The 17,931-nt window shown below is 69.9% G+C and carries 19 protein-coding genes; 9 read left to right on the top strand and 10 right to left on the bottom strand.

From position 1 onward, the window contains the following. Window positions 1–5: 5 nt before the first annotated feature. The 3 genes from BM310_RS04725 to BM310_RS04715 all read right to left on the bottom strand — a co-directional run bounded on the left by BM310_RS04725 (window position 6) and on the right by BM310_RS04715 (window position 3,928). A complete protein-coding gene (locus tag BM310_RS04725; RefSeq protein WP_177232531.1) occupies window positions 6–1,334 on the bottom strand; it encodes a methyl-accepting chemotaxis protein in 1,329 nt (442 codons plus the stop codon). A 171-nt stretch (window positions 1,335–1,505) separates the two neighbouring features. After that, entirely contained in the window at window positions 1,506–2,753 is a 1,248-nt protein-coding gene (locus BM310_RS04720) for an ArsA family ATPase (RefSeq protein ID WP_089805086.1), read from the bottom strand. A gap of 65 nt (window positions 2,754–2,818) precedes the next feature. Next, window positions 2,819–3,928 (bottom strand): pyridoxal phosphate-dependent aminotransferase, encoded by a 1,110-nt coding sequence (locus BM310_RS04715; protein WP_089805084.1) that lies wholly within the window; start codon window positions 3,926–3,928, stop codon window positions 2,819–2,821. A 108-nt stretch (window positions 3,929–4,036) separates the two neighbouring features. On the opposite strand from BM310_RS04715, the gene BM310_RS04710 reads away from it, so the two are divergent. The 3 genes from BM310_RS04710 (at window position 4,037) to BM310_RS04700 (ending at window position 5,486) form a co-directional block, all read left to right on the top strand. Next, complete coding sequence (locus tag BM310_RS04710) at window positions 4,037–4,558, top strand: CinA family protein (protein WP_089805082.1); 522 nt, start codon at window positions 4,037–4,039, stop codon at window positions 4,556–4,558. Window positions 4,559–4,622: 64 nt separating this feature from the next. Then, the gene (locus BM310_RS04705; RefSeq protein WP_089805080.1) at window positions 4,623–5,156 is read left to right on the top strand and encodes a metal-dependent hydrolase; all 534 of its coding nucleotides are present in this window, start codon (window positions 4,623–4,625) and stop codon (window positions 5,154–5,156) included. Between the two features lie 54 nt (window positions 5,157–5,210). Next, window positions 5,211–5,486, top strand: a complete 276-nt coding sequence (locus BM310_RS04700; protein ID WP_089805078.1) for a hypothetical protein — start codon at window positions 5,211–5,213, stop codon at window positions 5,484–5,486. 21 nt (window positions 5,487–5,507) lie between these two features. On the opposite strand, the gene BM310_RS04695 is transcribed toward BM310_RS04700, so the two are convergent. Further along, a complete protein-coding gene (locus BM310_RS04695; protein ID WP_177232530.1) occupies window positions 5,508–6,242 on the bottom strand; it encodes a PHP-associated domain-containing protein in 735 nt (244 codons plus the stop codon). 203 nt (window positions 6,243–6,445) lie between these two features. Here BM310_RS04695 and BM310_RS04690 point away from each other — a divergent pair, with 203 nt between their 5' ends. Continuing rightward, window positions 6,446–6,748: a DUF7565 family protein gene (locus tag BM310_RS04690; RefSeq protein WP_089805074.1), complete on the top strand. Its 303-nt coding sequence runs from the start codon at window positions 6,446–6,448 to the stop codon at window positions 6,746–6,748. Window positions 6,749–6,865: 117 nt separating this feature from the next. Here the strand turns inward: BM310_RS04690 and BM310_RS04685 are convergent, their stop codons facing one another. From BM310_RS04685 to BM310_RS04660, 6 genes are all read right to left on the bottom strand, one after another. Beyond that, complete coding sequence (locus BM310_RS04685) at window positions 6,866–7,312, bottom strand: transcription elongation factor Spt5 (protein ID WP_089805072.1); 447 nt, start codon at window positions 7,310–7,312, stop codon at window positions 6,866–6,868. Between the two features lies 1 nt (window position 7,313). Next, window positions 7,314–7,487: a protein translocase SEC61 complex subunit gamma gene (locus BM310_RS04680; RefSeq protein ID WP_089805070.1), complete on the bottom strand. Its 174-nt coding sequence runs from the start codon at window positions 7,485–7,487 to the stop codon at window positions 7,314–7,316. A 165-nt stretch (window positions 7,488–7,652) separates the two neighbouring features. Then, entirely contained in the window at window positions 7,653–8,810 is a 1,158-nt protein-coding gene (gene ftsZ, locus BM310_RS04675) for a cell division protein FtsZ (RefSeq protein ID WP_089805068.1), read from the bottom strand. 180 nt (window positions 8,811–8,990) lie between these two features. Next, window positions 8,991–10,313: a D-aminoacyl-tRNA deacylase gene (locus tag BM310_RS04670; RefSeq protein WP_089805066.1), complete on the bottom strand. Its 1,323-nt coding sequence runs from the start codon at window positions 10,311–10,313 to the stop codon at window positions 8,991–8,993. Between the two features lie 44 nt (window positions 10,314–10,357). Continuing rightward, entirely contained in the window at window positions 10,358–11,677 is a 1,320-nt protein-coding gene (locus BM310_RS04665; protein ID WP_089805064.1) for a sodium:calcium antiporter, read from the bottom strand. Window positions 11,678–11,741: 64 nt separating this feature from the next. Beyond that, window positions 11,742–12,701: a calcium/sodium antiporter gene (locus BM310_RS04660; RefSeq protein ID WP_089805063.1), complete on the bottom strand. Its 960-nt coding sequence runs from the start codon at window positions 12,699–12,701 to the stop codon at window positions 11,742–11,744. 201 nt (window positions 12,702–12,902) lie between these two features. Here BM310_RS04660 and BM310_RS04655 point away from each other — a divergent pair, with 201 nt between their 5' ends. The 5 genes from BM310_RS04655 to BM310_RS04635 are packed head-to-tail and all read left to right on the top strand — an operon-like array spanning window position 12,903 to window position 17,919. After that, entirely contained in the window at window positions 12,903–13,703 is an 801-nt protein-coding gene (locus tag BM310_RS04655) for a shikimate dehydrogenase (protein WP_089807016.1), read from the top strand. 52 nt (window positions 13,704–13,755) lie between these two features. Continuing rightward, window positions 13,756–14,688 carry a helix-hairpin-helix domain-containing protein gene (locus BM310_RS04650; protein WP_089805061.1) on the top strand — a complete coding sequence of 311 codons (933 nt, stop codon included), beginning with the start codon at window positions 13,756–13,758 and terminating at the stop codon, window positions 14,686–14,688. 60 nt (window positions 14,689–14,748) lie between these two features. Further along, entirely contained in the window at window positions 14,749–16,362 is a 1,614-nt protein-coding gene (locus BM310_RS04645) for an anthranilate synthase component I family protein (protein ID WP_089805059.1), read from the top strand. Beyond that, window positions 16,359–16,946, top strand: coding sequence for an anthranilate synthase component II (locus BM310_RS04640; protein ID WP_089805057.1), 588 nt, complete (start codon window positions 16,359–16,361; stop codon window positions 16,944–16,946). Before BM310_RS04645 ends, BM310_RS04640 begins: the two co-directional genes overlap by 4 nt. Continuing rightward, on the top strand, window positions 16,939–17,919 hold the full coding sequence (locus BM310_RS04635) for an aminotransferase class IV (RefSeq protein WP_089805055.1): 981 nt from the start codon (window positions 16,939–16,941) through the stop codon (window positions 17,917–17,919). The genes BM310_RS04640 and BM310_RS04635 overlap by 8 nt, the downstream gene beginning before the upstream one ends. The last annotated feature ends 12 nt before the right edge of the window (window positions 17,920–17,931 follow it).

Below are 17,931 nucleotides of genomic sequence, written 5' to 3'. Positions count from 1 at the left end.
GAGCGCTAGACCTCTTCGAGTAGTTCCGACTCCGCCTCGATGTTCGTCTCCGCCGCGTCGAGGTCCACCTCGTCGAGGGCGGCCGACTCGTCGTCGTCGACTTTGAACGCGTCGACCAGTTCGTGGAGCAGTTCGCCGTCGTCGCCGAGGCCCACCGCGACCTGTGCGACGGCGTCCATCGCCGTCGTCTGTTCGTCCACCCCGGCGGCCACCTGCTGGAGCGAGGCGCTCATCTGGTTCGCGGTGGTCGAGACGTCGTCGACCAGCGTGCTCACCGCCTGCGCGTTGTCGGCCTGTCGCGACACCGCCTCGGCTATCTCTTCGAGGCCGTCGTCGGTGGCGTCGACCGTCTCGCGGACCGTGTCCAGCGTCGTCGCCGCGTCGGCGACTGCCGTCGTCCCGTCGCGTATCTCGTCGTTCGCCTGCCGGATGCGGTCGGTGACCCTGTTGGTCTGGTCGCGGAGGTCCTCGATGATGCTCGTTATCTCGTCCGCCGACGCCTGCGAGTCGGTCGCCAGCGTCTTGACCTCGTTCGCGACGACGGCGAACCCCTCGCCGGCGTCGCCCGCCCGCGCCGCCTCGATGTTCGCGTTGAGTGCGAGCAGGTTCGTCTGGTCGGCGATGCCGGCGATGACGTCGAGTATCTCCTCGACGCGGGCGATGCGCGTCTCCAGTTGGTCCATCTCGTCGGCCGCCGAGGCCGACGACTCCGTCGCCGTCCGGATTCGCGTGAGCGCCCGGTCGACCTCCGCTTCCCCCTCGGCGGCGATGCTGGTCGTCTCGTCGGACTGCCGTCGAATCGTCTCCGTCGAGGCCGTTATCTCCTCGATGGAGGCCGAGAGGTCGGCCACCGTCTCGGTCACCTCCTCGGACTGGTCCGCGAGTCCGTCCACCCCCGTCGCGAGTTCCGTCGTCGAGGACTCTATCTCCTCGATGGAGTTCGTCACCTCCTCCGTCGTCGACCCGACCCGTTCGCCCGCGACGGCGACGCCCTCGGACACCGCGGTGGCGTCGTCGACGACGGCGCGGACGTTCTCTGTCGCCGTCCGTAGGTCGCCCGCGAAACGGTCGAAGTCGGCCTGCGCGTCCGTCAGAGCGCCCGAGTCCGTCGGCGGGTCGGGGAGGTCGAACGTCACGGTCAGGTCCCCCTTCGCGAGGCGTTCAGCGTCCCGCCCGAGACTGTCGAGGACGGCGGACTGGTACTCGACGAGCAATTCTACGTCGGCCCGGTCGTCGGCGCCGTCTGTCGGTTGCGCCGTTACGGCACCGCCGTCGTTCCGCAGGTCACCCTTCGTTTTTCCCCTCGCTGTCCCCCTCTGTGCGTCGTTTCCCATCTCTGACGGGTCGCGTCTCGCGCCCCGAAAGAGCCTCTGAATACGTCGTAGCATGTTTGCACCTGTCGTCGAAAAAGTGGTAATCCCCCACTTTCGACTCTCCGTCACCGAGTACGTTGATAAAGCTTGGTACCGAATATCACCGCTGATAGGAGGGACTCCAGATCGGACCTACGCCAGACAGGCGGCGACGACGCGCAGGGCCGCCTCGCCGCTCACCTCGTCGGCGAGGAGGGGCACGCGCTTGACGTTCCGCCCGCGGAACAGGTCGGTCGCACGCTGGAGGGCGTTCTGCTGGACTCTCCACCGCCGCTGACAGAACTCGCACTCCTCGAGGTTCGGCGAGACGACCCACTCCGAGTCGACGGGCGTCGTCGTCACGTCCGCGAGGTTCTCCATGACGCGGTTGACGACGAGCGTCTGCACCGGGATGTCGTAGTCGTCGAGTCGGTCGACGAGGCGTTTCGACTCGACGACGCTCATCTCCTCGGGTATCATCACGACGCGGAAGTCGGTCCGCTCCGGGTCGCGGAGGACCGCGCGCAGGCGTTCGATTCGCTCGCGCAACTCGTCCAAGTCCGCCATCCCCGCCTGCTGGGGGCCCCCCGCGCCGAACATCCCCTTGAGGTTGTCCATCATCCCGGAGAACTTCTGGCGCATGCGGGCGATGCGGCCGAGCATCGAGTCCATCAGTTCGGGCAACTCCAACAGGCGGAGCGTGTGGCCCGTCGGCGCGGTGTCCACGACGACGCGGTCGAACCGCGGGTCGTCGAGGTACGCCACCAACTGCTGCATCGCCGCCGCCTCGTCCGCGCCGGGCATCGACCCCGGCCCCATCATGTCGCCGAGGACGTCCTCCATCCCGCCCATGTCCATCCCGAAGGGGTTCCCAGCGCCGGCGTCGCCGGCCTGTCCGCCCGGCCCGCCGAACGGGCCGTCGTTCGCGGCGTCGTCGCCGTCGTCCTCGAAGGGGTTGTCGTCCGCGTCCAGGTCGGCGGCGTCGAACCCGCCCGCGCCCTCCTCGGTGGCGAACGGGCCCTCGATAACCTCGTCGGGGTCGATTTCGGCGGCGTACAGGGGCATGTCGTCGCGTATCTGCGCGGGTTCGGCGGGCACCGGCGTCCCGAGCGTGTCCGAGAGGGAGTGCGCCGGGTCCGTCGAGACGACGAGCGTGGCCGTCCCGGCGGCGGCCGAGGAGAGCGCCGTCGCCGCCGCCATCGTCGTCTTACCGACGCCGCCCTTCCCGCCGTAGAGGACGTACTCGGGGGCGTCGACGTACTCCGGCAGGTCCGTCTCGTCGGTCGTCCGCGTCTCCACGTCCACCGAGAGTTCCGTGTCGTCGGCCGCCGCGTCGTCGCCGTCGGAGCCGTCGCCTTCGCCTTCGACGTGGTCTACGGGTTCGACGTCGATGTTCGTCATAGCGGGACGCACGCGGTGGGGACTTGTGTACTCGTCGGTCCGCGGAGCGACCTGTCGGCAGTCTCTCAGGCGAAGTAGTCGGCGAGACGCGACGCCGCCTCGTCCGCCCGCGGCGTCACGAGGGCGAACCGAATCCAGTCCGCGTACGCGTCGCCGAACGCCTCGCCGGGCATCCCCGCGACGCCCGCCTCGTCTATCAGCGTCTCGACGTTCGACAGCGTCCCGGGGAAGTCCTCGAAGCGCGCCAGCACGTAGAACGCCCCCCGCGGACTCGTGTAGGCGGCCCCCGCCGCGTCGAGGGCGTCGGTGAACGAGCCGATTCGCTCCCGGAGCATGTCGCGGGTCCCCTCGTAGTAGTCCGGGGACGTCTCCCGGAGTGCGCGGAGGACGGCCACCTGCCCGGGGCGGTTCGTTGCGACGTTCACCAGCATGTGCCGCGTCTTCGCCTCGGGGACGAGTTCCTCGGGGAAGACGGCGTAGCCGACGCGGAAGCCCGTTATCGCCATCGACTTCGAGTAGCCCGAGGTGACGAGCACCCGGTCGGAGTCGAGGGTGAGGGCGCTCTCGAAGTCGCCGGAGAAGTCGAAGTGGTCGTACACCTCGTCGACGAGGAGGAGGGCGTCGTTCTCGGCGGCGACGTCGTGTAGCGCCTCGACCGTCTCGCGGTCGTACACCGCGCCGGTCGGGTTGTTCGGCGTGTTGACGAGGATGGCCGCCGTCTCCGGCGAGGCCGCCTCGCGCATCGCCGCCACGTCCGGGTCGCCGCTCTCCAGCACCGGCACTTTCGTCGCCTCGCCGCCGAGCATCGTCGCCTTCCCCGGGTAGTACGGGTACACCGGGTCGGTGAGGAGGAACTCCGACCCCGACCCGCGCTCCATCGCGCGCGCCATCGTGAGGTAGTTCGCCTCGCCCGCGCCGTTCGTCACGACGACGCGCGCGGGGTCGACGTTCCGTCGCTCCGCTATCTCCGCTCGGAGTTCGCGGAGGCCCTCGCTCGGCGGGTACTGGAACTGGTCGGAGTCGGCGTCGGCGTACTCCCGAAGGCCGTCTCGGAGCGCCTGCGGCGGTTCCCAGTCGGGGTCGCCAGAGACCATGCCCACGACGTCTCTGTCGGCCCGCGCGGCGTACTGCATCACCTGAAAGAACAGCGGTTCGTCGTAAGCGTCGTCGCCCATCTCGTCCGAGTGCTCGGAGTGGAGGGTCGTGGCTCTTTCGCCATCGGCAGGTCGGCGCGCGGCCGCCGGCGGAGGGCCTTTTTGTCGACGCCGCCCCTCGACGCACGTATGCGAGAGTTCGCAACGGACCCGCCGGTCGAAGTCCGCGTCGGCGACGCCCTCCGCGAGGCGGGGGAGACGCTGGCCGTCGCCGAGTCGTGCACGGGCGGACTCGTCGGGTCGCTGCTCACCGACGTGCCGGGGTCGTCGGACTACTTCGACCGCTCCGTCGTCACCTACTCGTACGACGCGAAACTGCGCGCGTTGGCCGTCTCACGGGAGTCGCTGGACGAACACGGCGCCGTCTCCGAACCCGTCGCCCGACAGATGGCCGCCGGCGTCCGCGACACCGCCGGCACGGACTGGGCGGTGGCGACGACGGGCATCGCCGGCCCCGAGGGCGGCACCGAGGAGAAACCGGTCGGGACGGTGTTCGTCGGACTGGCGCACCGCGGCGACTGGGGGACGGGCGCGTCGTACACGACGGTCGACCGACACGAGTTCGACGGCGACAGAACGGCGATAAAGGAGCAGATAGCCCGCCGAGCGCTGGAGACGGTGCTGACCGCCGTCGAATCGCGGGGCGTCTGACGGACGGCAGACGATTCCGGCCGTGGCACAACGCTTGTGTTCTCGGCGCGCAGACAGTCGCTTCATGAACAAAGAAGGGCACGTGACGAACGGCGCGCTGTTGGCCGTCGGACTGGGCGTCATCCTCGCCGTCGACCCGACGTCGGGACCCCTCGTCGAGGAGACGCCCGCGGCCCTCGCCCTCGAAGCGGGCACGAGAGTCGCCGAACTGTCGCTCCCGGTCATCCTCGGTGCACTGTTCCCCGACGTGGACACCGCGTTCGGCAAGCACCGCAAGACGCTACACAACCTCCCCGTCCTCGCCGTCTTCGTCGCCTTCCCGTACGTCTTCGGCAACCTGCAGTTCGTCTGGGTGGGCGTGGCGACGCACTACGTCCTCGACGTGGTGGGGTCCAAGCGCGGCATCGCGCTGTTCTACCCGCTCTCCTCGCAGGAGTACGACCTGCCGACGGGCGTCGCCACCTCCAGCAAGTGGGCCAACCCGGTCACGTTCGTCGTCACCGCCGTCGAACTCGCCGTCCTCGCCGCCGTCCACTACTACGTGTTCGCCCTCGACACGTCGTTCGCGGAGGCCGCCGCGCTCCTCGGCCTGTTCTGAGGCGACGGTTCCGTATCGCCACCCATTAACACGACGCTCGTGAACGGCGCGAGTATGTCGGTCGTTCTACAGTCCCTCCAGTCGGTCGCCGCGTTCCGGTCGATACCGCTGTTCCCGGGTCTCCCGGGCGGTCCGGAACTGCTCGTCCTGTTCCTGATTCTGGTCCTCGTCGGTATCGCGCCGGCGCTGTTCGTCTACTACGACGCCAAGCGAAACCGTGTTCCGAACCGCCTCGCGTGGACGGCGGCGACGTTCCTCGCCGGCCTCGTCGGCAACCTCGTCGGTGCCGGCATCGTCCTCGTCCTCTACCTCGTCGTCGCTCGACGGTAGCCCGCCCCGCCGGCGTCGCGGTCAGTACTCCCGCACGTCGTCGAAGTCGCCGTCGTAGGCGATGTGACCGGGGTGGGTCGGCTCCATCCCCGAGAGGAACAGTCGGTCTATCTTCCCCCACGAGTTCTCGAACCCGAGGTGCGCGAACTCGAGGGCGGTGCGCAGGCCGTGGCCGACGCCCGAGCGGTACATGACGCGTCGAGGAGCGCCCTCGCGAAGGGCCGTCACGAGGTCCTCGGTCGATTCGATGGCCCGGTCGAACTCCGTCCACGCCTCGCCGACGCTACCGCTGAGGTGGGCGTACGAGGAGGCGAAGCCGGGGATGCCGAACGCCGCGGACAACTCCCGCCCCAGTCGGTTCTGCCCGGAGAACAGCTTCCCGTTGTACGTCTCGATGGCGTGTATCTCGTCGGCGTGCGCGCGGACCTCCTCGCGGCCGAGGCTCACGTTGAGGAAGCCGGGGTGAGGGACGAGGACCGCCGCCTCCTGCCGCGCGAAGGTGGCGAACGCGGCTTCCATCGTGATGAAGTCCGGCACGGGCGAGGAGAGGCCGAGGGCGAGGAGGTGCCGACGCTGCCGCCACGTCCCGGTGAACACCTCCCGCGCCGGAACCACCAGCAACTCGTCGTCGGTGAACTTCGCGGCCGTCTCCCGGATGTCGGGCAGGCGTTCGAAGTGCGGAGCGTACACCAGCACGTCGATGCCGCGGGCTTTCGCCCGGGACGCGACGCGCTCGTCCAGAATCTTCACGTGCATATCGACGCGCGTGGACGCAGGGGGAGACGCGGACGTAGCGGTCACGTCTCCCGATGCGGTGCCGTCGTGGTTAGTCATTACTATCTTCCGACCGATTGGCGGGTGGCGTCCGTCGGTCCCGGCGGCGGCACGTGACAGTCGGCCGACGGGGCGTCCGGCCGGCCTGCGGAACGGTTTAGTCCCCGGTATCCGTCTCCGCCAGTATGTCCCTGTGGAAGTGCGGCGTCGCCGAGTGTGACGGGCGGTTCGAGGAGGTGGAGGACGCCATCATCCACCAGACGGTCGAACACGAGCGTCACGAGTGCAAGGTGTGCGGCACCATCGTCCCCGAAGGCTACTTCGCCATCCGCCACGCGTTCGAGGAACACTCCCGCGCCGAGTTCGTCCGCGCGTACGACGCCAACTCCTCCGACGTGCGCGAACGGGAGCGTGTCAAGCGCGAGGTGGAGTCGGAGGCCGACCTGCAGTCGGTCGTGGAGACGCTGAAAGAGCGCGGCGCACTGTAGCCGTCGCCGGCGGCGACGCTCGTGGTGAGGGTCGAGAACGAGACGGGGAGTCACCCGCAGAAACGGTCGGCGTTGGAAACGCGCGGGGACGCCGCTCGCACCGCCCGAGGTGCGCTCTCAGCGCTCCTCGCTATCCAGCACGCGAATCTGGTCGCCGCGGACGGTGACCGGAATCGGGACCGTCGCCTCGTACAGTTCGACGGTGACCTGGTCTTTCGTCTCGTCGATGCGCTGGACGCGCGCCTTCTCGCCCTTGAACGGGCCGGCGACGAGTTCGACGATGTCGCCCTCCGCGATGCCCTCCACGTCCGGCGTCGGCGAGAGGAAGTGCTCGACTTCGGCCATGCTGGAGGTGGCCTGCCCGTCGCCGACGAGTCCGCGGGCGTGCGGAATCTCTTCGAGGACGCGGTTGATGACCGCGTTGTTGTCCGCCTCGACCATCACGTAACTCGTCAGCGAGTCGGGGGCGAGGACGGCGTGTATCTCCGGTTCCTCACGGGTGGCTATCATGTCGGCGACAGTCTGCTCCTGTCGCGCGGTCGTCTTGACGGCGAAGATGGGCACCCTAGACACCTCCGGGGAGGAAACTCATGAGTGCGAAGATGACGAACCCCATGAAGCCGACGAGGAAGATGCCGGCGCCGGCGATGAGACCGATCTGGGAGAACTCCTCCCAGGAGGGGGTGCTCGCCAGTTTCAGCACCCGCACGTAACTGTTCAGGTCGTACTTGACGTCCATGTTAGCCGTGGCTTGTACGCCGGGCTTTTTCTATCTATTGATGCAATCGGGAGACCTGCGGTACGAGAAACCGTCACAGACGTCGCTCCGCGGGAGAATCCGAGTCGGTCACGAACCCGGGAGACGGGGACCGGGCGACGAGACGGGAGGCCGGCGCGGCGTCCGTTAGTCGACGTAGTCGATGTCCTGTCCCTGTTGGGCCGCCTGCGGTTGCGGCGCGTTGTGCATCTCCTCGCCGCCGTCGCTGCGACCGTATATCTGCGGTGACTCGACGCCGGTGACGACTATCATCGTCCGCATCGTGCCGTCGAGTTCCTCGTCGACGGACGTGCCCCAGATGATGCGCGCGTCGGGGTCGATGCGGTCGTAAATCTCCTCGACGACGCCCTCGGCCTCTTCGATGCTCATGTCGGACCCGCCCGTGACGTTCACGAGCGCGGAGTTGGCACCGGAGATGTCCACGTCGAGAAGCGGCGACCGGAGGGCGCTCTTGACGGAGTCCTGCGCCTTCGAGTCGGAGTCGGACTCGCCGAGACCGATCATGGCGACGCCGCCGCGTTCCATCACCGTCTTCACGTCGGCGAAGTCGAGGTTGACGAGACCGGGCTTGGTGATGAGTTCTGTGATGCCCTTCACCGAGCGCATCAGCACCTCGTCGGACACCTTGAACGCCTGCCGAACGGGGAGTTTGCCCACCGCGTCGAGGAGGCGGTCGTTGGGGACGACGATGACCGTGTCGGCCACGTCGCGGAGACGTTCGAGACCGGCTTCGGCGTTCGTGCGACGGACCTCACCCTCGGCGGTGAACGGCGTCGTCACGATGGCGATGGTGAGCGCACCGCACTCGCGGGCGGCCTTGGCGACCACGGGGGCCGACCCAGTTCCGGTGCCGCCGCCGAGACCGGCGGTGACGAACACCATGTCGGAACCCTCGATGGCGTCGTAAATCTCCTCCTGAGATTCGAGGGCGGCCTCCTCGCCGACCTGGGGGAGCGACCCGGCACCGCGGCCCTGCGTCTTCTGCTCGCCCATCAGTATCTTCGTGTCGGCCTCGATTTCGACGAGGTGTTGCACGTCGGTGTTGGCGGCGACCAGTTTCGCGCCCTTGATTCCCTCTTCCTGCATGCGGTTGACGGTGTTCCCGCCCGCACCGCCGCAGCCGACCACGGTGATGTCCGTCTGCAGGTCCTGCAGAACGTCCTTCAGTTCGTCGTCGGTCATCGTTCCGCTGCGTCGCACCTGTTCGTCTTCGAGCCCGTCGACGGTCCTCCCATCCCCCGTCTCCTCGGCCTCGTCTATTGCTTCGTCGACGATCGAGTCCATTTATGAGCGTCCTTACCGAATGGAGCCTAATTATCTTTCCCCCTCACGTCGGACGCCTGTCCGACGTTCGCGGGAGTCGCTACCTGTCTGCCGATTGACCCCAACCGGCGAGTTCGGCGCGCTCGCCGGCTCCGCCGACCGACTGCGTCCGGCGCGCCGCCGACTGGCTCCCGGCCGCGACTATATTTTGAACGCGACCGTCTCCTCGGAACGAACGTCCGCGGGAGTCACCTCGCGCCCCTCGACTTCGACGGACCGGCCCGCGGAGAGTTTCCCGAACGCGGGGCCCTCGGGGACGCCCAACTCGGCGGCCGCGGCGGCGTCGAACGACTGGCGGGTGGCGACGACGGCGGTCCGTTCGCGCCGCACCTCGTCGTACTTCTCGCGGAGAATCGCGGCGAGGGCGTCGACCACGGCGTCGTACCGGTCCTCGTCGGCGACCGCCGCGCGACCCGACGCCTTCGTCCCGCCCTCTCTCGTCTCGTAGGCGACGGCGTTCGCGTGGACCGCCTCGCGGGCCGCGTCGAGGTCGATGCCCGCCGCCTCGACGAGCAAGTCGTCCGGCAGGGAGACGACCGCGTAGTCGTCCGCGTCGGCGTCGGCGCCGAGGCGAAGCCCCTCCTCGACGGGCGAGAGGTCGGCCTCCAGCGTCTCCAGTCGGTCCGCGGCGACGCCCTCGCTCTCGACGACCCACGTCTCGCTGACGACGCGGTAGCCGAGCGACGCCAGCGTCTCGACCAGTTCCGGTCGGTCGCCCTCGACGACGGCGTACTCGGCCGCCGACGCCTCGAACGCGCGGCGGAGCACGTCGCGGTTCGCCGCGGGCGACCCCATCGCGTCGAGGGGCCAGTCGGCGCCGACGTGGCCGACGGCCCAGTCCGTCTCGCGGACGATGCGCTCGAACCGCGGGGCGTAGTGGCCGCCGCCGAAGCCGACGAGGTGGCGGTCCCGGTCGGCGGCGACGCCCGTGAGGTCGAGGACGGCCCGGGCGACGGCGCGGGCCCCGTCGGGGTCCGCCCACGCCTCCTCGTCGCTCCCGAGTTCGACGAACATCGCGGGGGCGCCGACGTCCGTGGGGCCGTGGTGGGTGCACTCGATTCCCACCTCGTAGCCGTCCGGCGCGTGTCGGTCGAACGCCTCGACGACGGCCTTCTGGGCGTTCGGGCAGGCGCGGGCGAACGCGCCCGACTCGCCGCCGTACTCGGCGGGACCGAAGTTCCCGGTGAAGTGGGCGGTGAGGAGCGGTCCGGTGTCGCCGGAGTGTCTGGAGACGAACGCGACGAACGCCGGGGACTCGGAGAACGCGTCGGCGACGCCGTCGAGTTCGAGGTGGAGCGCGTCGAACTCGCGGAGTTCGAACTCGCCGCGGCGGTAGTACGTCCCGCCCCCCGCCTCGTCGGGGCGCGACTCGTCGGTCAGTTCCTCCCACTCGCCGAGTTCCAGCAGTCGCTCGCCGATGTGGACCGATGCGCTGTCGGCGCGACTGACGACGACGGCAATCACGAGCGAGAGTGACCGGGCGACGGGCTAAAACGCGTCGAAGCCGGTCAGTCCGCCCGGCCGGGTTCGGGCGTCGGTTCGCCGCGGACGTTCCTGACCGTCAGGCGGGCCAGCCGACGCAGGTCCGTCCGCCGGCTGACGAGCAACCCGGAGCCGATGAGGAGGTAGAGCGCCGTGTAGCCGAGGAGGAGGTCGATGGAGTACTGCGTGGCGGTGGGCTCGGGCACCGTCTGGATGATGGCGAACTCGAACACCACCTGCGAGACGAACAGGACCAAGAGCGTCACGGCCTCGCGCACGTCGATGCGGAAGTTCACGAGGACCGCCAGCGCGAAGAAGCTCTGCGCGGCGGTGAGCCATATCTCGGCCGACTGCTTGAAGTCGAACGGGAGCGCTCCGTAGCGGCCGAGCGCGACGCTGTAGACGAGGACGAGCGTCCCGATGAGCAGCGTCCACTGGTTCAGCTTCGAGGAGATGAGGGCGTTGAACGCCGCGGTCGAACGCGCCTTGTTCACGAGGTAGGCCGTCACGATGAGTTCGGGACTCTCGGAGGCCAGCGGCGCGATCCACTGTATCATGAAGAACTCGGGGATGCCGAACTGCAGGCCGAGCGCCTCCAGCCCGTGCGCGAACGGTTCGACGGCGGTGATGATGAGGAACGCGGAGTAGGCGAACAGCGTCAGGACGACGGCGGTCCGGACGGCCCGCGACTTCGCCTGGAAGTACGCGGGCACGCCCACCTGCTCGTCGTGTTCGTCCACGTCGCCGCGGACGATGATGCCGATGTAGGTGAAGTAGAGGCCGACGAGGACGACCATGTCGACCCAGTCGATGCCCCCGTTGAAGGGGACGAAGAACGCGTAGAGGGTGGCGGCGAACAGGAACAGAATCTCCGTCGAGATGCTGGGGTCGAGTCTGACGGCGTCGCGGAGGTAGCCGTCGCGGTTCACGACGCTCGAGTCGTCGCGGCCCTGCGTGGCCTTGTAGATGGAGAACAGGGCGATGCCCGACCAGCCCAGTCCGATGAGGATGCGGTTCGCGCCTGTCATGTTGGCGACGGCGAGATTCGCCTTCGAGGGGTCGGACGCCGCCTGCCACGCGTAGAGGGCGTCCACCGCGTACTCGGGGGCGACGGCGAGGACGGCGAGGACGGCGAGTGCGAACGCGCGGGGGACGTCTTTCTCCGCCGTCTCTGCTCCCCACGCGAGGAGGAACGATGCGCCGAGGACCGCCAGCCCGCTTACCGCGACGGTCCCGAGGTGGGAGAGCCCCGACACGGTGCCGGTCGCCCACGTGAAGACCCACGGGAGCGACAGCACCACCGCCACGGCGACGGCGGTGAGCGGATGGCTGAGACGTGAACTCATCGTCCGTGGTACGAGGCCCACCACGCCTATCTCTTGTGCTTTCGGCGCTCCCCGCCGGGGCGGGTCACAGGAGCAGCGAGAAGAAGGCGAGGTAGCCGACGACGAGGACGGCGCCGTCGGCGCGCGAGACGGTCCGACCGTACGCCATCAGGGCGACGCCGACGACGGTGAACGCGACGAGGGCGGGGAAGTCGAACGCGAGCGTCTCGACGGGGACGCCGACGGGGACGAGCACCGAGAGGACGCCGAGGACGGCGAGGACGTTGTAGATGTTCGACCCGACGACGTTGCCGATGCTGAACTGCGACTCGCCCTTGACGGCGCTGACGATGCTGGCGGCGAGTTCCGGGAGCGACGTCCCGAAGGCGAGGACGGTGAGACCGACGAACCGTTCGTCGAAGCCGTACGCCTGGAGGACGCTCTGTCCGCCCTGGATGAGCCAGCGCGACCCGACCAGCAGGAGGACGAGGCCCGCGAGGAGGAGTGCCACGTCCCGCGCGCTCACGGTGTTGACGCCGTCGACGTCCACCTCCTCGACGGGTATCGCGTCGGGTCTGCTCGCCCGGATGCGGTAGAGCAGGTAGCCGGTGAAGACGGCGAGCACCGCGAGGAGGACGACGCCGTCGAACGCGCCGAGTCGGCCGTCCATCCCGAGGAGGACGAGGAGCGCGGCCGCCGCGACCATGAACGGGACGTGCCGGACGAGGACGCCCTCGTCGACGTCGAGCGGCCTGACGAGCGCGGAGATGCCGAGGACGAGGCCGATGTTCGCGATGTTGGACCCGACGATGGCGCCGATGCCGAGGTCCGTCGAGTAGGAGAATCCGCTGAGGAGGGCGACGGCCAGTTCGGGGGCCGTCGTGGCGAAGGCGACGACTGTGACGCCGACGACGGCGGCGCGGACGCCGAAGCCGATGGCGAGTCGGGAGGCGGCGCGCACCAGCAGTTCCGCCCCGACGTACAGTGCGGCGACACCGAGGAGGAGCAGAACCGTGTCGACGGAGAGGAGGACGGACGAGGCCATTGTTCGGAGTCGCACGGAGGCGGCACGGGAGAAAAAGTCCGCCGGTCCGCGCCCGGTTCGTCAACTCGTCGCACGGTCTCCCCGCGGCGCGTCGCATCCGCGCGACGAACCGACCGTCCTCGGTGCCGCGGCAGACGTGGCCGCAAGTCCGGCCGCCTCGGTTCCTTTTAATCCGCGCCCGGCCCCAGTCCGACCATGAGCATGCAGGTGTTCGGACTCGTCGGCAACCCCGTCGGCCACTCGCTGTCGCCGCCGATGCACGAGGCGGCGTACGACGTCTGCGGGATGGACGCGCGCTACGTCACCTTCGAACCGTCGCCCGACGACGTCGAGGCGGCCGTCGCGGGCGCGGACGCCCTCGGTATCGCGGGCCTGAACGTGACCATCCCGTTCAAGCAGGACGTCCTCTCGGTCGTCGAACCGGACGAACTCGCCGCGCGAATCGGCGCGGTGAACACCGTCGACTTCGGGGGCGAGACGCCGCGGGGGTACAACACCGACGCGGCGGGCGTCCGCCGGTCGTTCGCCCACCACGGCGTCGAACTCGACGGGCGGGACGCCGTCGTCGTCGGCGCCGGCGGCGCGGGTCGGGCGGCGGCGTTCGCCCTCGCCGACGCGGGCGCGGCGGTCCACGTGGCGAACCGGACGGCCGAACGCGCCGTCGAACTCGCCGAAGACGTTCCGGGCGCCACCGGAAGCGGACTGGCCGAACTGGACCGAATCGAACGGGCCGACGTCCTCGTGAACGCGACCAGCGTCGGGATGGAGTCCGACGAGACGCCGGTCCCGCGGGAGCACCTCCACGAGAGACTGGCCGTCCTCGACGCGGTGTACTCCCCCGTGGAGACGCGCCTCCTCCGCGACGCGGCGGCCGCCGGGGCGACGGCAATTGACGGCGCGTGGATGCTCCTGTTTCAGGGCGTCGAGGCGTTCGAGCGGTGGACGGGGCGGGACGCGCCCGTCGACGCGATGAACGACGCGCTTCGCGCCGCCCTCGAATGAAGAGACGGCGAGGTAACGATTTTTAAATAATCGGCGTTCATACGGGAACACAATGGGCATATTCGACTCGATTAAGTCGTCGCTGCGGTCGCTTCTCGGCCGCGACGAAGGGTCTTCTACCGCGTCGTCCCAGCGAGAAACCCGCGTCTCCGTCGAACGGGACACGCGAGAGGAGGTCGATACGGAGTCCGAATCCGCCGTGAAAGAACCCGTCTCCGAGGAGACGGACGCGGCGGCGTCGACGGAAACGCTGGTGGACGAAGAAGCGGGTCGCGAACCCGGCGAAGCGGTCGAAGGCGTCGACGACGGCACGGGCGTCGGCGAGGATGCGGGCACCGAAGACGTCATCGAGGAGGCCGAACCCGCCGACGCCGCCGGCGACGACGGCGAGACGGCCGCCGAGAGCGACACGGCCGCCGAGGACGAGGCGGCCGCGACGGGCGAGGCGGAGTCGGCCGCGTCCACGGACTCCATGGTGGACGACGATACCGAACCCGCAGAGGCCGCCGAACCCGCCGAAGCCGTCGGCGAGACGTCGTCCGTCGAGGAGGTCGAGGCCGACGCCGAGGCGGCCGACGGCACGGAGGAGACGTCCGAGGAGTCCGTCGCCGCCGAGACGGACGCCGCCGCGTCCACCGAGTCGCTCGTGGACGAGGAGAACGCCGACGAACCGACCGAACGGGCCGAACCCGCGGAGGCCGCCGGACAGCCACCGACCGGAGAGGAGGCGGCCGGTGCCGAGGGTGAACCCGAGACGGACGAGAGCGAGGGTGCCGACGAGACGGCCGACGACGGCGGTGCCGCCGGCGAACCGGTCGAGAACCTGAAGGGCATCGGACCGGCCTACGCCGAACGCCTCGCCGACGCCGGCGTCGAGACGGTGGCCGACCTGGCGGACGCCGACGCCGGGTCGCTCGCCGAGGAGATAGACGTCTCCGAGAAGCGCGTCCAGCGGTGGATCGACCGCGCGACCGACGGCGCGTAGAGACGGCTCCGCCTGCCGCGAACGCGAAACCGTTTACTCCGTACCCGCGTACCTCTGGACATGACCGACTCGTCCGCGCCGAGCGTCGTCACCCGACGGGAGACGTTCCGCGCCGCCGCCGCGGACGCCCCCGCGGGTGCGCGGGTCCCCGTCGAACTCCACCGCACGGTCGACGACCCGTTCGACGCGTACCGCCGCGCCCGCGACGACGACGGCGACGGCTTCTTCCTGGAGACGACCGGCGGCCAGTCGGGGTGGGGCTACTTCGGCGTCGACCCCGTGGAGCGAATCCGCGTCGGCCCCGACGCGGAGACGGTGGCCGACGGTGACGAGGGGCGAGGGCCGACCGCGGCGGCGTCGCCGTCGCTCTCGACGCTCGACGCCGCCCTCGACGCGGAGTCGCTGGTCCGCGGCGAGACGGGCGTCGAGGTGCCGTACCCCTGCGGCCTGTTCGGGTGGCTCTCCTACGACGTGGCGCGCGAACTCGAATCGCTGCCGTCGCTGGCGGCCGACGACCGGAACCTCCCGCACCTCCGGCTGGGACTGTTCGACCGCGTCGCGGCGTGGGAGGAACCGCGGGACGAGGAGGCGACGACGCTCCGCGTGACGGCGTGTCCGACGGTCCCCGACGGCTGCGACGACCCGGCCGACGGGCGACTCGACGACCTGTACGACCGCGCCGTCGAACGGGCGCGCGAACTGGCCGACCGGGCCGTGGCCGGCGATTCGAGCGTTCCGGACGCGCCCGTCGCGGGCGACGAAGCGACGTTCGAGAGCGACTGCGGCCGCGCGGCGTTCCGTGACCGCGTCGAGCGAATCAAGCGGTCCGTCCGCGACGGCGACACGTTCCAGGCGAACGTCTCGCAGCGTCTGGTCGCTCCCGCCGTCGTCCACCCCGTCGCGGCCTACGACGCCCTCAGACGGGTGAACCCCGCGCCGTACTCCGGGCTGGTGGAGTTCCCCGAGGCGGACCTCGTGAGCGCGAGTCCGGAACTGCTCGTCCACGTCGCGGGCGACCGACTCGTCACCGAACCCATCGCCGGGACGCGGCCGCGCGGGGCGACCGACGCCGAGGACGCCGAACTGGAACGCGACCTGACGACCGACGAGAAGGAACGCGCCGAACACGCGATGCTGGTGGACCTCGAACGCAACGACCTCGGGAAGGTGAGCGAGTACGGCAGCGTCGAGGTGTCCGAGTACCGCCGCGTGGACCGCTACTCCGAGGTGATGCACCTCGTCAGCGTCGTGGCGGGCCGTCGCCGCCCGGACGTCTCCGTCGCCGACGCGGTGGCGGCCGTCTTCCCCGGCGGCACCATCACCGGCGCGCCGAAACCGCGCACCATGGAACTCATCGACGAGGTCGAATCGACCCGCCGCGGGCCCTACACGGGGAGCATCGCCGCGTTCGGCTTCGACGACCGGGCGACGCTCAACATCGTCATCCGGACGCTCGTCCGCGTCGGCGAGGAGTACCACCTCCGTGTCGGCGCGGGCGTCGTCCACGACTCGGACCCCGACGCCGAGTACGACGAGACGATGGCGAAGGGCCGCGCCCTCGTGAACGCCGTCGACGAGGCACTCGCCGCGGAGGGGCGCGGGATGCGGGTCGTCGATGACGGCGACGCGGACGGGGACCGAGAGCGAGGCGCTCCCACGGGAGGTGCGGAATGACCACCGTCCTCGTCGTGGACAACTACGACTCGTTCGCGTACAACCTCGTCCAGTACGTCGGCGAGTTCGCGGACGGGGTGGTCGTCCGCCGCAACGACGCCGTCGACGTGGCGGGAATCCGCGAACTGGACCCCGACGGCGTCGTCGTCTCGCCCGGCCCCGGCACGCCGGCGGACGCGGGCGTCTCCGTCCCGGTGTTCCGCGACCTCTCGTACCCGACGCTCGGCGTCTGTCTCGGCCATCAGGCGCTCTGTGCGGCCCTCGGCGCGCCCGTCGGCCACGCCCCGGAGGTGGTCCACGGCAAGCCGTCGGAGATACGCCACGACGGCGAGGGCGTGTTCGCCGGCCTCCCCGACCGGTTCGAGGTGGGCCGCTACCACTCGCTGGCCGTCGAACGCGCGGACGTCCCCGACGAACTGGTCGAGACGGCGTGGACCGACGACGACCGGCGCGTCGTGATGGGCGTCCGCCGTCGCGACAGACCGCACGTCGGCGTCCAGTTCCACCCCGAGAGCATCCTCACCGACGGCGGGAAGCGAATCGTCGAGAACTTCGTCGCGGCCTGCGGGGGAGACGATGACTGACGGCGGTGACTCGACCGGCGACGCCGACGCTGCCGGCGAGAGCGGAGACGGAGACCGACTCCTGTTCCACGTGGACGGCGAACTCGTCCCCGCGTCCGAGGCGACGGTGAACGTGCGCGACAGGGGGTTCGCGTACGGCGACGCCCTGTTCGAGACGCTCCGCGCCTACGGCGGCGAGGTGTTCCGCTGGGAGGCGCACGCGAACCGCCTCGACGAGGGCGCCGGCGCCCTGCAACTCGACCACGGACTGTCGGACGCCGACCTGAAGCGCCGCGTGGACGAGACGCTGGCGGCGAACGGCCTCTCGGACGCCTACGTCAAACTCTCGGTGACGCGCGGCGTCCAACCGGGGAAGCTGACCCCGGACCCCGAGGTGGACCCGACCGTCGTCGTGCAGGTGAAACCCCTGCCCCGCGGCGGCCGAGGGAGCGACCCCGTGTGGGACGCGCCGGCGACGTTGCAGACGGTGAAGACGCGGCGCGTCCCCGACCGGGCGATTCCCGCGCGGGCGAAGACGCACAACTACCTGAACGGCATCCTCGCCCGTCTGGAACTCCGCGTCAGCGACGCCGACGAGGCGGTGATGCTCGACGACGACGGCCACCTCGCCGAGGGCGCGACGAGCAACCTCTTCTTCGTCCGCGACGACGCCCTCTGCACGCCGAGTCTCGAAGGCCCGGTCCTGCCGGGCGTCACCCGCGCCGAGGTGCTGGACATCGCCCGCGAGGAGGGGATTCCGGTCCGAGAAGGTCGCTACCGCCCGGACGACCTGCGCGAGGCGACGGAGGCGTTCGTCACGAACACGACGTGGGAACTCCGCCCCGTCGCCGCGGTGGACGGCATCGAACTCGGCGGCGTCTCCGAGCCCTCGGGGTCGGAGGCACGGGGGACCTCGTCCCCCGGAGGTCCGGTGACGACGCTCCTCTCGCGCCTGTTCGACGCCCGCGTGGAACGGGCGCACTACGGCGACTGAGGGAGGCGAGGC

Origin of the sequence: Halogeometricum rufum (genome assembly GCF_900112175.1) — an archaeon.
Classification (GTDB): Archaea; Halobacteriota; Halobacteria; order Halobacteriales; family Haloferacaceae; genus Halogeometricum; species Halogeometricum rufum.
This window is presented reverse-complemented; position numbering and strand designations above follow the sequence as displayed.

Bases quoted from the DNA above. Each gene is read 5' to 3' on its own strand.
- BM310_RS04725 (WP_177232531.1), bottom strand. From the start codon at position 1,334: ATGGGAAACGACGCACAGAGGGGGACAGCGAGGGGAAAAACGAAGGGT.
- BM310_RS04720 (WP_089805086.1), bottom strand. From the start codon at position 2,753: ATGACGAACATCGACGTCGAACCCGTAGACCACGTCGAAGGCGAAGGC.
- BM310_RS04715 (WP_089805084.1), bottom strand. From the start codon at position 3,928: ATGGGCGACGACGCTTACGACGAACCGCTGTTCTTTCAGGTGATGCAG.
- BM310_RS04710 (WP_089805082.1), top strand. From the start codon at position 4,037: ATGCGAGAGTTCGCAACGGACCCGCCGGTCGAAGTCCGCGTCGGCGAC.
- BM310_RS04705 (WP_089805080.1), top strand. From the start codon at position 4,623: ATGAACAAAGAAGGGCACGTGACGAACGGCGCGCTGTTGGCCGTCGGA.
- BM310_RS04700 (WP_089805078.1), top strand. From the start codon at position 5,211: ATGTCGGTCGTTCTACAGTCCCTCCAGTCGGTCGCCGCGTTCCGGTCG.
- BM310_RS04695 (WP_177232530.1), bottom strand. From the start codon at position 6,242: ATGCACGTGAAGATTCTGGACGAGCGCGTCGCGTCCCGGGCGAAAGCC.
- BM310_RS04690 (WP_089805074.1), top strand. From the start codon at position 6,446: ATGTCCCTGTGGAAGTGCGGCGTCGCCGAGTGTGACGGGCGGTTCGAG.
- BM310_RS04680 (WP_089805070.1), bottom strand. From the start codon at position 7,487: ATGGACGTCAAGTACGACCTGAACAGTTACGTGCGGGTGCTGAAACTG.
- ftsZ (WP_089805068.1), bottom strand. From the start codon at position 8,810: ATGGACTCGATCGTCGACGAAGCAATAGACGAGGCCGAGGAGACGGGG.
- BM310_RS04665 (WP_089805064.1), bottom strand. From the start codon at position 11,677: ATGAGTTCACGTCTCAGCCATCCGCTCACCGCCGTCGCCGTGGCGGTG.
- BM310_RS04660 (WP_089805063.1), bottom strand. From the start codon at position 12,701: ATGGCCTCGTCCGTCCTCCTCTCCGTCGACACGGTTCTGCTCCTCCTC.
- BM310_RS04655 (WP_089807016.1), top strand. From the start codon at position 12,903: ATGCAGGTGTTCGGACTCGTCGGCAACCCCGTCGGCCACTCGCTGTCG.
- BM310_RS04650 (WP_089805061.1), top strand. From the start codon at position 13,756: ATGGGCATATTCGACTCGATTAAGTCGTCGCTGCGGTCGCTTCTCGGC.
- BM310_RS04645 (WP_089805059.1), top strand. From the start codon at position 14,749: ATGACCGACTCGTCCGCGCCGAGCGTCGTCACCCGACGGGAGACGTTC.
- BM310_RS04640 (WP_089805057.1), top strand. From the start codon at position 16,359: ATGACCACCGTCCTCGTCGTGGACAACTACGACTCGTTCGCGTACAAC.
- BM310_RS04635 (WP_089805055.1), top strand. From the start codon at position 16,939: ATGACTGACGGCGGTGACTCGACCGGCGACGCCGACGCTGCCGGCGAG.